The organism is Varibaculum cambriense DSM 15806 (genome assembly GCF_000420065.1).
GTDB lineage: Bacteria > Actinomycetota > Actinomycetes > Actinomycetales > Actinomycetaceae > Varibaculum > Varibaculum cambriense.
Genome location: NZ_ATUF01000002.1, coordinates 698,528 through 712,949, shown reverse-complemented (window position 1 = coordinate 712,949; position 14,422 = coordinate 698,528). Strand labels below are relative to the sequence as shown.

Below are 14,422 nucleotides of genomic sequence, written 5' to 3'. Positions count from 1 at the left end.
CAGGCGGTTAGTAGCGGATCGCGGGAGCCGGATTCGCTAAGGGGGAAACTCTGCTCAACTCTAGAAACTGGCCATAGCTTAGAATATGGTTACTACAAGGAACAGCTCTCAGCAATGGATAGGAGCGATTTGAAAATGTCAGATTCACAGCGGCCGATACCGCCTACTCCCGGATATCATTCGGCACCCGGCACTCCGCCGGAACATCGGGCAACTCCGGGGGTTCCGGCAACTCCCGGTTACCACTCCCCGCAAAATGGAGTATCTCCGCAGGGATTTGCTGCTCCTCAGGCGGCAGCGAATAAGGTTCCCGATACGGGTAGCAAAGGGATTCCCTGCTATGTATCTCCAGAGCCGGCTGCGCGGGAAAATGCCAGCCAGGAAGGAGCTGCCAGCAAACCGGCTGCTTCTGCGGGGGTAGAAACTGGATCTGCCCGTCCTAACCTGGGAAATCTGGTTTCGAAACTATCTGACCAGGTGCAGGCTCTGGTAAAAGGGGAGATTGAGCTAGCGAAGGTTAAGGCCACGAATATGGCCAAACGTTCCGGGCTGGGAATTGCCCTCCTGGTGGTAGCGGGGGTGCTCGCCCTCTATATGTTGGGGTTTCTATTTGGGGCAGTAGCAGCGGCACTGGCACTGGTAGTACCAGAATGGGCGGCGAAACTGATTGTTGCCGGCATCCTCTTGGTGTTGCTGTTGATCCTAGCGTTGGTAGGCAAGGCTTCTTTGCAAAAAGGAATTTCTGAAAAACCAGATCCTCAAGAAGGTATAAAAGAAGGTATTGCGGCGGTAAAGAAAGGCTTGGAATAAAATGGCAGCACGCAGCGAAAGTCAGATTAAGGCAGATCTTGAAGCTGCCCGGGCAGATTTAAGTGGCACCGTAGAGGAACTTTCCGATTATTTTTCTCCCAAAGCGAATGTGGAGCGGGCAAAAGCCGATGCTCAAAAGAAGGCGCGCGCCTTGGCGGATAAGGCTCAAGATACCGTGCAGCAGGCCAGTACCGGTAAGCCAGAAGCCTTGGGAAAGGTGGCATTAGCTGCGGGGGGAGCTTTAGCGCTAGGTGCGCTGCTGGTGCGGCGGATTCTAAAGTAACCCTAAATTCTACCTATTTACGAAGTAAGACTATTGTCATCGCCAGCTGGTGTCATTAACCTCACCTGACGATTCAAATGGTCTTGGCGCCCGTAATGGGGTATCTTTTTATACAGAACATTTTAGAAGTTTTAGGGTGCGTTTAACGTACCCGTGATTATTGTGGAGGGGGTCACGCCATGGGGCGCGGCCGTCAAAAGGCTAAACAGACAAAAGTAGCGCGTAAGTTAAAGTACTACAGTCCCGAGACGGACTATGAAGCACTGCAGCGCGAGCTGCAGGCTAAGCAACGCGATCAAGCCGAAGAAGATAACGGCGATGATTACGACGATTGGCGTAAGCATATTCCGTCCGCAACCGACGACGATTGGTTTAATTGATAAGCTGCACCGTTGCTAGTAACCGGTAATCTTGCAGGCGCTGCGCCAGTGGCGGGGGTTTCGGCTTGGCCATTAGGCTCTAATCGCTAGCGGAGATCGCCTCTAAGACCGGCATCCTCCGAGCGCGACGTGCCGGCAGTAGCGCGGCAATCGTTCCCACCAGTACCGCCAGCAAACAAATTAACCCTAGCGAGCCCCAGGGTATCTCGATAATGCTGATCCCTCGGTCGGCTAGGTAACGGCAAAGGAACACTGCCAGGCAGACCCCGCCACCTATCCCCAGGAGGGTACCTGCCAGCGTAATCAGCACTGATTCGACGGTAATCATCAGGGAGAGCCCCCGGGAAGAAAGTCCCACGGTGCGGATTAGCCCCAGTTCTCTAAAGCGTTGCTGTACTGAAAGCGATAGCGTATTCATAATCCCTAAAGCGGCGATTACCAGTGATAATGCAAGCAGGGCGTACAGGACTGACAAAACCTGATCTACCGTAGCTGCCACTCTATCTGCCGCTTCCTTATGGGTTTGTACCACCATAAAGGGGTTTTTGGTAACTACTTTTTGTACCTCGCGTTGTACTTGATCCAGGTCAGCCCCATCTTTAATCTCGATGGCGGCGCTGGTAGTAATATCGGCTGCTTCTGGACCTAGTTTGTTGGCCAGGGAGTGAGGTACCATCACATCCAGGAATATGAATCCGGTATCGACAGTGGCGGCGATGGTAACGGTTTCTTGCCCGTGAATCCCGCCTATCTGAATCTTGTCCCCCGGGGCGAGCCCTTGAGATTGAGCCCAAGAGCTAGCAACCAGCGCCTGAGGACCATCCGCTGACTGCGAGAAATAGTCTGCGGTTGATCCGGTAATGGCGTCCATCTTTATGTAGCGCTGGAACTGCGGATAGGTTACTTGCACCATGGTTTGCTCCGGGTTTTTCCCCGGAACTGTCATCCTAAACAGACCGATTCCGGTCATCAGATCAACCTGTTCTACCCCAGAGACTTGGGCGGCTTTATTTAAAAGGCTAGGAGAAAGTGAAACAACAGTGGGATCCGTACTGACCACTAAATCGGCGTTTATCTGCTGATCTATTACCGATTTGGTGGAGGCTTTAGTAGAGGCAGCCAAAGTCGCTCCCACTGCTACCAGAGCCACCCCGATCATCAGGGCGGCGGCCGTATTGGCAGTTTGTCGCAGGTTGGCAGTCAAGGTGCGCATCGCTAGGCGGGCATGAGGACGCAACCACCAAATAAGTCCCGCTAATGCTTTAACTATTACTGCCGATAGCGGAGCAACTAAAATCAGCATAGCCAGCAAGAATAGTGCGGCGCCGATCCCTAGCCACCGGCCAGTTTTCCCGCTATCAGAACAGGCCCACGCCAGCAGTCCTACCGCGAACGCCAGTACCACCGCTCCCATAATCGCGCGGGGCCAAACTGGCTTTTGAGTCTGCGTGTTCTGCCGCATCGCCTCAACCGGAGGAGTTAGCGCTGCTGACCTGGCGGGCCAGAGGGAACCGATTACCGTCACCAGAATGCCTACTGTTAAAGCCAGGAGGGTAATCGACCATGACCAGCCGATTTGTAATGCCTCGAATCCGGCTTTCGCCAAACCCCAGGAAACCAAGCGGGTGAGTAGATATCCGGCTCCTACCCCGATCAGGGAACCTAGGGTGCCCACTAGCAAACCTTGCAGTGCCACAATCGAAAAGACTTGTCTTCCGCCAGCACCGATTGCTCGCAGCATCGCAAATTGTGGTTGCTGGGCGCGCACCATCATTTGGAAAGTGTTGCTAATAATAAACGCCCCTACAAATAGGGCGATTGCCGCGAATACCAGCAGGAATACGTTGATAAAATCTAGGGAGCTATTAGCTGCCGCGTTTATTTCATCGTTGTATTCGGCTTGGCTCATTACTTGCGCAGTATCCGAAAACTCGTTATTGAGGGAGGCGCGCAGCTTCTGGGAAGACATCCCCTTTTCAGCGGTGATACCAACGGCGTTGGTGGCCAGCGGCGCAGGCTTTTGGGTGAGGGGCACGAACCCGTCAGCATCGACAAAAACATAGTTGGTGAAGCTAACCGGGGTGGGGAAGCGATAAATCCCGCTGACTTTGGCAGTTTTACCTTCGCTAGAAACGTAAACCTTCAGCTTTTGGCCAGTAGTTATGCCTAGGCGTTTAGCTGCAGATTCCTCTAGAGCAACTTCTTGTTCACCGTGGGGAGCGTGCCCTTTTAGCAAGCGAGGCTGGGGAGCGTGCCCCGGATAAATTACCTGTAAAAGGGAGACTTGTCCGCCTTTACCTAGGCGCTTATTGTCCTGGTCAGCCAGCATGCAGATATCCACCAAATAAGGGTCGGCATACTTGACCCCTGATATCTTTTCTGCTTGATGCACGGTCTTTAGGGGCAGGCTTTTGCGCACGGGAGCCTGTCCCTCCACTTTTTCGCCCTGCGTTTTTCCTACCAGGTAATACTGATAGGTATTGGTGGATGCGACCAAAGAATTATAGGAATCGGCGAGGGTAGCGCGCAGCGCAAAAATTCCCGATAAGAAAGCCACTCCTAGTACCACCGCCAGTAGCGACATTTGGAAACGTCGCAGGTGGGCACGCAAGTTGCGCCAAGCTATCCTAATCATGCCTTATCCTGAGGGGTCTCAAAGGAGTCGATCGCATCTTGCGAGGAATCCAGGAGCGCTTCAGCCTTCTTAATCATGGCGAGCAAACGCTGCTTTTCCTGATTTAAAGTGTCTTCCGGAGTGCGCGGAACCGATTTAGCTGCTTTGACTTCGACTGCGGGCCCCCGATTTTCCGCAGATTCTTTAGTGTCTGCCTGGTTAGCGGCTACCTTTTCCTGGGTGGTATCAGCTGCCTGCTTGCCCGAGATCTCTTCCGCGGCGGCCGCAGCTGCATTCTCCTCGGAATGGTTTATAGCTGCCACTTTGGTTTTTTCAGTGCGCGAACTTTCCCCAGAGGCGGTGCCATCCGCGGCGCCCTCCCAAAATCCGGTAGTTTCTGCCACCGGATTGGAAAACACGGAATATAGTCCTGACCAGCGCTCATTATCAGTTTTCTGGCTGGTATTTTTCCTGGGCGCTTTAGGAGAAACCTTGCTGGCTTCAAAGCTGCGAGGTGAGGTGGCAGGTGGTTTTACCGGGGCGTGGGGGCGCGGCGAGGGCGTAGGCGCTGGTTTAGTTACGGTTTTTGCGGAGTCTCGCCGCTCCGGTTTATCTTCTTTGGTAGTCTTCTGCCCTGGTTTGGGAGTCCACCCCTGCCAGGTAGTGCCGCGTTCATCGCGGGTTTCCCACACGCTTCCACTCAAGCGGGTATTGGGCGTTTTTGAGGCGGCGGGATGGTTTCTCTTAGGGGTGCTTTGGGGTGCTGCCACTTTTACCGGCGGGTTGTTCTTCTTTTCTGGTGCCGCCGGTTCTCGGTTTTTAGCTAGTACCCGCCGCGCGCCCTCCCGGGTACGTAATTCCGCTGGTACTACCGGTTTTCCTGCTCCCATTAGGGCGTGCAATGCTCCAGCATCTATACCCCCGATCTTATTCGCGGCAGTGGGGTTAGGCGGCACTTCCACTTGTGCCCCTCTGGCCAATTGTAAGTTCGCTAGGCGAGCCTGCATTTTTTCCCGATCTGGCCAGGCGCCCGATTTGGCTCCGGCCGGCAAGAAAGAGGGAGATTGCGGGAGATCGCTGACTGATTGAGTAGCGCCATTTTCCGTCTTAAGTAGGGAGTGCGCCGCCACAAACGCCGGTAATTCGGTTTGCGCCGCCAATATCCGTTCGCGTTCCGGATTATCAAGTTCGGCCACAATTTTGCCATCGGATAGAAACAGGACGCGATCAGCATAGGCGGCCGCCGCTGCCTCGTGCGTTACCATCACTACTGATTGCCCAAAATAATTAACTGCTTTACGCAGGTAGCGCAGTACTTGTTCCGAGGAATCAGAATCTAGATTTCCCGTGGGTTCATCCGCAAAAAGTACCACCGCATCTTGTAGGAGGGCGCGAGCGCAGGCTACCCGCTGCTGTTGCCCGCCAGAAAGTTCTGAGGGGCGATGATTTAGACGATCTTGTAGCCCCAAGGCCGCTACTACCTGTTCGAAGCGTTCTGCCGGAAATTTGCGACGCGAAATTTCAAAGGGCAAAACTATATTTTCTTTTGCGCTCAGCGTGGGGATCAAGTTAAATGCCTGAAAAATAAAACCGATATGATCACGGCGGAGACGAGTCAGCCGGCGCTGGTTCATCCCTACGATCTCGGTGCCGTCAATCTTAATAGAGCCGGAAGTAGCGGATTCGAACCCGGCCAAACAGTGCATAAAGGTAGATTTCCCAGACCCAGATGGCCCCATAATCGCGGTGAACTTGCGACGGGCAATCCCGATGGAAACACTATCTAGAGCGCGTACTTTGCCCGCTCCCGAAACATAATCTTTGGTGAGGTGGTTGACCTCAATCACCGGGTCGGCAACTTTAGAAGGCAGTTTGAGACCGGCTTTCAGGCGGCTGTCTTGGGAGTTCACCATGTGTTTTATGTTATCTCATACCGCTAGAGGTGTCGTTAGTGCCACTCGCAGCAATATTGCACAGCCGGAGATAAAACTTGGTTTTCCTAATTTGTTTATTTGTAAATGGCTTCGCGAATTATTGCCCCGTTAGATTAACCAGCAGCTTAGGAAGGGAGAGGATATGGCAAGCGAGGTGACGATTGCGGCCGCTATTAGCATGGATATGCGACAAGCCGCGTTGGTGGCAGACAGTGGCGCTATGCAGTTGGCCGGGATGGATTTGCGGGAACAGTGGACATCAGATGCAGCAGCAGCCGCGCAACTAACTTTGCGACGTAACGAGCAGAACCTGACTGCGCTGGCCAAAGCCGCCGCGGCAGCCGATAGCTTAGCCCAGGAAGCAATCTCGGCGCTGCTAGCCCTACAGCAGGCGGGAAAGTAACTATGTCCACCGATGATCATTCCCTACCAATTAGCGTAGTTGGCGGTCACCAGCTGGGGATTAACACTGCGGTTATTCGGGCTAATGCGCAGAGTTTAAACAGTACCTTAGGAAAAATTTTGCAGGTAAGAAGGATTGCCAGTCGGGCAGCAAGCGCCGCGGCCACCTTGCCCCGGATCGCGGTGACCGAGAAATTGCTTTCAGCTTTACAGCTGCTCGCAGAATCAGCGATAAATCTTTCTCTCCAGATAGGAGTGCTGCAAAATCATTTGCTCCTGGCAGCAACGCGATACGAAAATTGTGAGGCACGGGCGCGACAGTTAGGTTCTTCGTTGGATGCGCTTCCCGGTTTCCTCGCTGTTGGCGGTCTTCCGGGACTGATTTTGTGGAAAGCGTTTGATGATACCTGGGACGATTCTGCGCTATGGGTTTCGAAAAACTCCCAGATCAGCGACAAATCGTTCCGCGCCGCCTTGAATGACCAGGGTGAAAACGCTAAAGGATTCCTTATTCAGTTCTTATCTGCCGAGGTCGCTAGGCAGATTGCGGCATTTCAAGGACCGAGTTCGCTGTGGGTAGCGCACAAAATCGGCAGAAACTCCCAAAAAGTTTCCGCACCCTTAAATATTTCTGGGCTGGTCAGCGAGTTCAATCAGGCAAAAGCGTTTCCCGATCATGGCGAGTTGCGGGTAGTTAAATACCGTACCGGTAATCGAGTTGCTTGGCGGGTAGACATCCGCGGCACCCAGGTTTGGACTGTCAATGGAGCAAATCCTCAAGATATGCGTACCAATTTGCAAACTAACGCTGGAGGTAGGGCAGGAAATTCCGATATGACCATTGCGGTCACTCGTGCCTTAGATCAGGCCGGATATCACCGCGGGCAACCGGTAGAACTGATAGGCCATTCGCAGGGAGGAGCGGTAGCGGCACAGTTAGGTTCGAATCCCGCTTTGGCTAAAAAATATAATGTCAAAAGCGTGGTAACTATGGGTTCTAATATTGGAAATTTTCGTCCCGCGCCAGGAGTCCATATGGTGTCGCTAGAAAACTCTGCCGATATTGTGCCTCGGCTTGATGGACGAAAAAATCCCAATGTTCCCAACCTGACCACGGTGCAGACCTACAAGCACTGCCACAGTGTGGGGGGCAATCATGCTAAAGAACTATATGGCGAGGTCGCGAAGGCGTGGGAGCAGTCAGGGGATGGGGACTATGCGCGTTTTATCGAAACTCGCAACCACAACTTGGGGATTAATCAGGCTACCAAAGCCACGGCGCAATCATTTGTAGTACAACGCATGGAAGGGCCGCGCCCCGCAAATCCCAGAGTCATTAAAAGATCGCTCTCATCCTAGTAATGGCATTACACCAGTAAAGTAATAATGATCAGCATCGCTACTGCTATTTCCGCAAATCCTATCCGCGATATCGTAACCGCCTGCGGGTATTTCTTTTGCAATAGCGGCACTGCAATCGAGCGCGCCAGCAGCAAAACCCAAATCAACAGGTGCCACCAGGTAACCCAACCCAGAATGAAAAACGCCAGGATAATCGCGGTTAGTACCGCATGAGCACCTATGGAAAAGAACCAGAAAGACTGCGAGTTTCGCCGGCGAACCAAAGAACGCACATAGGGGATAGTTGACCAGTAGTAGGAGGTAACCACCCAAGCTACTACCAGCATCCACCCCCAACCCTGTAGATTCCCGGTAGGAGATACGACCCAGGTAACATTACTGGTAGCAGTATGTTCCAACCAAGGAATAGCGGCAAAAGATCGCGAAAACTGGGTGCCGATATCGTAGGAAACTAGGCTCATGATTCCAGTCGCCAAAATGGTGCTGGTTCGAGCCAATAAAGATCGCTCCCGATGGAGTACTGATTCGACCACGGCGATTACTATCAGCGGGAAAAACACTAATGTCCACTCTAAAAGCGCTGGTTCCACCAGCAGGCTAATAACCCCTAAAACTAGCGTGATAGCCCCATAAATTTGTAAGGGCTTGAAGTAGCGGTCTTTACGGTGGGAGCGCAGCCAGATTCCCCCCACATTAAAAGTAAAATAGCCGCAAATCCACAGCGCAAATACCAGCCAGTGCACTGGACGTAGCGACGATTCTATGACTCCAATCCAGTAGGGCAGCAGGGCCATCGCATAGGCACCTTTTTGACCGGGGATCCAACCTTTGCGTTCCCATTTGCCCCAACGGCTGGGCTGGTTACCTTTCCGCTGGCTCTTGTGGACCTGCTCATCGCGGGGGTGTGGCTTTTTAGTGTGTGAGAACTCGTTTTTCGTTACCCGGCGAAATCGGGAAGTATGGGCTTTTACTCCCGGAAGCTGCAGATTTTCCTGGGTCGCAGAAAGCTTTTCCTCTGGCGCGGAAACTTCGGCCGGTTTTGTAAGTTGATCACTATCAGGGATGATAGCGCTGGTTTCCCCCGGTAAAGGAGCGCGGACCTTTTGAATATTGCCCGTGTTAGGAACGGCAGTTACCCCGCCGGTGATAGTGGAGGAAGCGCTGTCCTCGGCACTGAACCCCTGTGGTTTTCTAACCAGTAAAGATCGCCGGACAGGGGTGGTGGAGCTGGCATCGCGAGAATTCCCGCTCTGCTTGTCCTCGTCACCGCTTGAGGTGGCACTCTCACTCGCTAAAGGTTTTGCAGCGGCGCCGCTAGCGGAAGACTGCGGAATAGTGCTGCGTATAGGTTGCCCTTCTGAGGGCGCCCTCTCCGGTTTGACCTCGTCTTTGCCCGGTATATCTTCGGGCTTAACGGCTTCATACGCACTTTGCACATGGGCAACCGTACTATGAACACATGAGATTGTGCTTAATACAGGCTCACGAATCAGTAGCGTTTTAGTCTCGTTTAGCTATAAAAGCACCGATAAAGAGGCCTAATAACACTTAGGTCACATTTTTACTGGTGGCATAAATCTACTTTTTGGTATTTAAGATACATCTGCGTCAGGGAATCCCTAACCAGCATGAATCCCCTATAAAGTTAAATGCGCTGGTAATAGCGGTTAGAAAAATACATGCCTTTCTGCTGGGACTGCAGTCCTAAGGTAAAAGTATGACTGAAGTTCGTATTCATGGCAGAGGTGGCCAGGGGGTCGTAACTGCTGCTGATCTGATTGCTTATGCGGCATTTACCGATGGGCATCATGCGCAGGCGTTCCCTTCTTTCGGTTCGGAGCGTACCGGTGCGCCGGTAGTTTCCTATTGCCGGATTGCTGATAAAGAAATCCGTACCCGCGAACCCGTACAAGAACCTGATCTGGTGGTGGTGCAAGACGCTACCTTACTGGCGATTATGGACGTGTTTTCGGGTTTGAAACCGGACGGTTTCGCCCTGGTTAACTCGGCTAAGTCGGCCGCTGAACTGGGAATTGAAGACGTAATCGCTGCCCACCCGCAAGGGCACGTGGTGATGATCCCGGCTACCGAGATCGCCAAGAAACACCTGGGTCGTCCCCTGCCGAACGCAGTGATGCTGGGGGGAGCAGCTGCCCTGACTGGGCTGGTGCGTCTCTCCTCTGTTACCCAGGCGATTCAAAACCGTTTCCACGGCAAAGTGGGAGAGGGGAACGTGGCCGCCGCAGTCGCCGCCTACGAAATGGTCAGTTCGATGAAAGCAGAGGCCAAGTAACGTGCTAAAACAGATTGAAGGTTCGCAAGCTATTGCGCAGTCGGTTGCCGCCTGCAGCCCGGAAGTTGTCAGTGCTTACCCGATTAGCCCCCAAACTCATATTGTGGAGGCGCTATCGGCGCTGGTGAAGTCAGGTAAGCTGGGGAGCGCTGAATATATTAATGTTGAATCCGAGTTCGCGGCCATGTCAGCCTGTATCGGAGCTTCGGCAGTGGGGGCACGCACCTATACCGCCACCGCCTCCCAGGGACTGCTCTACATGGTAGAGGCAGTCTACAATGCCGCCGGGCTCGGCTTACCGATCGTAATGACGGTGGCTAACCGGGCGATCGGCGGGCCCATCAATATTTGGAATGACCACTCTGACACCATGAGTCAACGTGAATCCGGGTGGCTGCAATTGTTCGCCGAGAACAACCAGGAAGCCTCGGATCTGCACGTACAAGCCTTTCGCATCGCCGAAGAACTGTCGGTTCCGGTAATGGTGTGTATGGATGGCTTTATTTTGACCCACGCGGTCGAGCAGGTAGATGTTCCGGAAAAAGAGCAGGTAGAAAAGTTCCTACCTCCCTATACTCCCCGCGTCGTCCTCGATCCGGCCGACCCCATTACCATTGGGGCGATGGTGGGGCCGGAAGCCTTTACCGAAGTCAAGTACCTTCAGCACGTCAAGCAACTGCAAGCTTTAGAGCTCATCCCCAAGGTACAGGCAGAGTTCCAGGAAGTTTTCGGACGCGATTCCGGCGGGCTGGTTCGTCCCTACCGGATCGAGGATGCCGAAACCGTAATCGTGGCCATGGGGTCGGTGCTGGGAACCATTAAAGATGTAGTTGACCAGCGGCGGGACAAAGGCGAAAAGCTTGGGGTACTGGGGATTTGCTCCTTCCGTCCCTTCCCCTTCGAGCAGGTAGCCAAGTATTTGGGGGGTGCCAAGCGCTTTGTGTGCCTAGAGAAAGCTTTCTCCTTAGGTATCGGCGGAATCGTGGCTTCCCATTGCCGCTCCGCTCTTTCGCGCGCCGGCAAATCAGTTCGGGACTATGAAGTGATCGCCGGTTTGGGTGGGCGCAACATTACCGAGCGTTCCTTAGATCAGATGCTTGATCAGGTAGCCGCCGATCAGCTAGAACACCTCACCTTCTTGGATCTGGATCAGGAACTGGTGGAGGCGGAGCTGGAGCGGGAGAAAGCCACTCGGCGTTCTGGTCCGATCAGTGAAAACATTCAACGTCACGCCACTCAGCGTGCCAATGCGGCGCGCGGAATTTAGGAGGCAGGCCATGTCAGCAACTATGAGTGTTCCGCTTCCGGCACCGCAGTTTCGTGAAAGCGCTGAAACCGCGATTCCGGCACGCGAAAATGTAAAGTTTTACCAGGTAGGCTCCTATGCCGTCGGTAACCGGCTGGCAGAACTGGATTACCGTTCCGTCCAATCTGACCCGAATCGGATTAACTCGCTAACTTCCGGTCACCGTGCCTGTCAGGGCTGCGGGGAAGCCCTAGGGGCACGCTACGCCCTCGACACCGCTATGGATGCTGCCGATCGTGACTTGGTGGCGGTTAACGCCACCGGCTGCCTAGAGGTATTTTCTACTCCTTACCCCGAAACCGCCTGGACGATTCCCTGGGTGCACTCCCTCTTTGGGAATGCTCCCGCAGTCGCTTCGGGGGCGGCGGCTGCTCTGCGCGCCAAAGGTAAGAACACCCGGGTAGTTGCTCAGGGCGGCGATGGCGGCACTGTGGATATCGGCATGGGCTGCCTATCAGGCATGTTCGAACGTAATGATGATGTTCTCTATATTTGCTACGACAATGGCGCCTATATGAATACCGGGGTGCAGCGTAGCGGGGCGACTCCGCCCGCGGCGCGTACCGCCACCACGCAACCGGTAGGCGAACATCCCGGAAATATTTTCGGCCAGGGTAAAGACGTGCCCCGGATTGCGATGGCGCACGAAGTCCCCTACGTGGCAACTGCCACGGTAGCGGATTTGCGCGACTTGGAATATAAGGTACGCAAAGCCATGCAGTTCCGCGGTTCCCGCTATATTCACGTGCTGGTGCCATGTCCGTTGGGTTGGGGGTCGGCCTCTAATTTGACTATTCGCCTGGCACGCCTGGCTACCCAATGTGGGCTTTTCCCGGTGTACGAGGCCGAGAACGGGGAAATCACTTCGGTTACCAAATTGCGTCGCCCGGTACCGGTCACCGAATATATGCGTCCGCAACGCCGTTTTGCCCATGTATTTAAAAAAGGGCAAGAGGAGGTACTAGAACGGATGCAGCAAATCGCGGATCGTAATATCCGCCGCTACGGTCTCATCGATCCAGAACAACTAGACGAGGACGTACTAGAGCGCATCCTGGCGGCGGGTGAAGATCCCGAGGGGCGCTTTACTAAACGCATTATCGAAGAGGCCTCGAAAGCCAAGCGCACCCAAAGCGACGCATTTTCCGCAGATGACCACCCGGTTTCCGGGGCAACCTCTGCTTCCGCGATGCGGCATATTGCCGGAAACTCGGCTCCTAAGGGGGAAAAATAAATGAGTTCCACAGTCCTACCAACTCCGCAGGTACGCAGGGAAGATACCGCTCCTTGGGCGGTGACTTTGAATGTAGGGTCGTCGCTGGCGAATGAAACCGGTTCTTGGCGTACCGAACGCCCGGTCTATGTATCCATGCTGCCTCCTTGTAATAAGGCGTGTCCGGCGGGTGAAAATGTCCAGGCTTGGCTCTATCACGCAGAAGAGGGCGATTATGAGGCCGCCTGGCGCGAAATCATGGTAAATAATCCGCTACCTGCCACTATGGGGCGGGTTTGCTATCATCCTTGTCAAACTGCCTGCAACCGCGGACATATGGATGAGGCCGTAGGGATTAACGCGATTGAACGTTTCCTAGGCGATAAAGCTATTGCAGAGGGCTGGAACGTAAGCGTAGATGCGGCTCCCAGCGGTAAACACGTACTGGTAGTGGGGGCAGGCCCTTCCGGGCTGTCCGCTGCCTACCACCTGCGCCGTCTCGGCCACGAAGTTACTGTGAAAGAGGCCGGTCCCATGGCGGGCGGGATGATGCGTTTTGGGATTCCCAAGTATCGTCTGCCCCGCGAGGTACTCGATGCCGAGATTAAACGGATCGAAGACCTGGGGGTACGTTTCGAGTTCAATGCCAAAGTTGAAAACGTTGACGACGTGGCCGATGACTTCGATGCGGTGTTCTTGGCGGTGGGTGCCCATGTGGGTCGTCACGCCGATATTCCTGCTGGTGCCAGCGCCAAGGTGATGGACGCCGTGGAAATGCTCGCCGAGATGGAGGGCGAAGAAAAACCGATGGTAGGGCGGAAAGTAGTTATTTACGGCGGGGGTAATACCGCTATTGACGCTGCTCGGACTGCCAAACGTCTGGGAGCGGAAGAAGCAGTGATTGTGTATCGTCGTAACCGCGACCGGATGCCCGCCCATGATTCCGAGGTGCGTGAAGCCGAGGAAGAAGGGGTGATGATGCGATGGCTATCCACCATTAAACATATTGATGGCGGCAAGCTCACGGTGGAAAAAATGGAGCTGGACGAGAACGGCTTCCCCCAGCCGACCGGCGAGTATGAAGAACTCGGCGCCGATTCGGTGGTGATGGCGCTAGGTCAGGAATCTGATTTAGGGCTGGTCGAGCGCGCCCGCGATATTGAAATTGAAAAGGGAGTCGTCCAGGTTAACTCGCAGATGATGACCGGGCGTCACGGCGTGTTCGCCGGTGGGGACATGGTTCCTTCCGAGCGCACAGTTACGGTGGCGATTGGTCACGGCAAGAAAGCCGCTCGTTATATTGACGCTTTTCTGCACGGCACCGAATACCACAAGCCGTCGGTCACCGGGGATGCCACTTATGACCGCCTCACTAACTGGTATTATGCCGATGCACCTCACCGGGTACGCGCCAAGATTGAATCTGCCCGCCGGGCTTCTACCTTTGACGAGGTAGTGCAGGGCTTAGATCAAGATTCCGCTCTCTTTGAGGCGCGGCGCTGTATGTCTTGTGGCAATTGTTTCGGTTGCGATAACTGTTTCGGGGTTTGCCCGGATAACGCCATTACCAAGATTAAGCCGGGCGAGTACGAGTTCAAATACGACTACTGTAAGGGCTGCGGGATTTGTGCCGAAGAATGTCCTTGCGGCTCCATCATAATGATTCCAGAGGAAAACTAGCTGCTCTGAGAGCAATATCCCTGCCCAGGTAAAGTACCCTCAGCGGGTGTTTCCGGGGCAGGGATTTTCCGCACCTCGGCGCTCCGCGCCCTCGTTAGTAGGTTTTGTGCTCTATTTGCCGGGGCTAGGGTGCTGGTTGCGTGGT

At 54.2% G+C, this 14,422-nt stretch carries 12 protein-coding genes; 9 read left to right on the top strand and 3 right to left on the bottom strand.

Annotation, left to right across the window (positions count from 1 at the left end):
• The first annotated feature begins 135 nt into the window (after positions 1-135).
• The 3 genes from F605_RS0103165 to F605_RS0103155 all read left to right on the top strand — a co-directional run bounded on the left by F605_RS0103165 (position 136) and on the right by F605_RS0103155 (position 1,473).
• Positions 136-810 (top strand): phage holin family protein, encoded by a 675-nt coding sequence (locus tag F605_RS0103165; RefSeq protein ID WP_022864464.1) that lies wholly within the window; start codon positions 136-138, stop codon positions 808-810.
• Position 811: 1 nt separating this feature from the next.
• Positions 812-1,093 carry a DUF3618 domain-containing protein gene (locus tag F605_RS0103160; RefSeq protein WP_022864463.1) on the top strand — a complete coding sequence of 94 codons (282 nt, stop codon included), beginning with the start codon at positions 812-814 and terminating at the stop codon, positions 1,091-1,093.
• Positions 1,094-1,272: 179 nt separating this feature from the next.
• Entirely contained in the window at positions 1,273-1,473 is a 201-nt protein-coding gene (locus F605_RS0103155) for a DUF3073 domain-containing protein (RefSeq protein ID WP_022864462.1), read from the top strand.
• 79 nt (positions 1,474-1,552) lie between these two features.
• Here the strand turns inward: F605_RS0103155 and F605_RS0103150 are convergent, their stop codons facing one another.
• The gene (locus F605_RS0103150; protein WP_022864461.1) at positions 1,553-4,108 is read right to left on the bottom strand and encodes an ABC transporter permease; all 2,556 of its coding nucleotides are present in this window, start codon (positions 4,106-4,108) and stop codon (positions 1,553-1,555) included.
• Positions 4,105-6,000, bottom strand: a complete 1,896-nt coding sequence (locus tag F605_RS11565; protein WP_022864460.1) for an ABC transporter ATP-binding protein — start codon at positions 5,998-6,000, stop codon at positions 4,105-4,107. The genes F605_RS0103150 and F605_RS11565 overlap by 4 nt, the downstream gene beginning before the upstream one ends.
• A 163-nt stretch (positions 6,001-6,163) precedes the next feature.
• Here F605_RS11565 and F605_RS0103140 point away from each other — a divergent pair, with 163 nt between their 5' ends.
• Both F605_RS0103140 and F605_RS10945 read left to right on the top strand, forming a co-directional pair.
• A complete protein-coding gene (locus tag F605_RS0103140; RefSeq protein ID WP_022864459.1) occupies positions 6,164-6,424 on the top strand; it encodes a hypothetical protein in 261 nt (86 codons plus the stop codon).
• Between the two features lie 2 nt (positions 6,425-6,426).
• Positions 6,427-7,782, top strand: a complete 1,356-nt coding sequence (locus tag F605_RS10945; protein ID WP_022864458.1) for an alpha/beta hydrolase family protein — start codon at positions 6,427-6,429, stop codon at positions 7,780-7,782.
• Between the two features lie 8 nt (positions 7,783-7,790).
• On the opposite strand, the gene F605_RS0103130 is transcribed toward F605_RS10945, so the two are convergent.
• On the bottom strand, positions 7,791-9,221 hold the full coding sequence (locus F605_RS0103130) for a YwiC-like family protein (protein WP_022864457.1): 1,431 nt from the start codon (positions 9,219-9,221) through the stop codon (positions 7,791-7,793).
• Positions 9,222-9,502: 281 nt separating this feature from the next.
• Between F605_RS0103130 and F605_RS0103125 the strand changes: the two genes are divergently transcribed.
• Genes F605_RS0103125 through F605_RS0103110 form a run of 4 tightly spaced genes read left to right on the top strand, consistent with a single transcriptional unit; the run spans position 9,503 to position 14,277 of the window.
• Positions 9,503-10,078 (top strand): 2-oxoacid:acceptor oxidoreductase family protein, encoded by a 576-nt coding sequence (locus F605_RS0103125; protein WP_022864456.1) that lies wholly within the window; start codon positions 9,503-9,505, stop codon positions 10,076-10,078.
• A 1-nt stretch (position 10,079) separates the two neighbouring features.
• Entirely contained in the window at positions 10,080-11,345 is a 1,266-nt protein-coding gene (porA, locus tag F605_RS09590) for a 2-ketoisovalerate ferredoxin oxidoreductase subunit alpha (protein ID WP_022864455.1), read from the top strand.
• A 10-nt stretch (positions 11,346-11,355) separates the two neighbouring features.
• On the top strand, positions 11,356-12,618 hold the full coding sequence (locus tag F605_RS09585; protein ID WP_022864454.1) for a thiamine pyrophosphate-dependent enzyme: 1,263 nt from the start codon (positions 11,356-11,358) through the stop codon (positions 12,616-12,618).
• Complete coding sequence (locus F605_RS0103110) at positions 12,619-14,277, top strand: NAD(P)-binding protein (RefSeq protein ID WP_022864453.1); 1,659 nt, start codon at positions 12,619-12,621, stop codon at positions 14,275-14,277.
• Positions 14,278-14,422 lie beyond the last annotated feature (145 nt).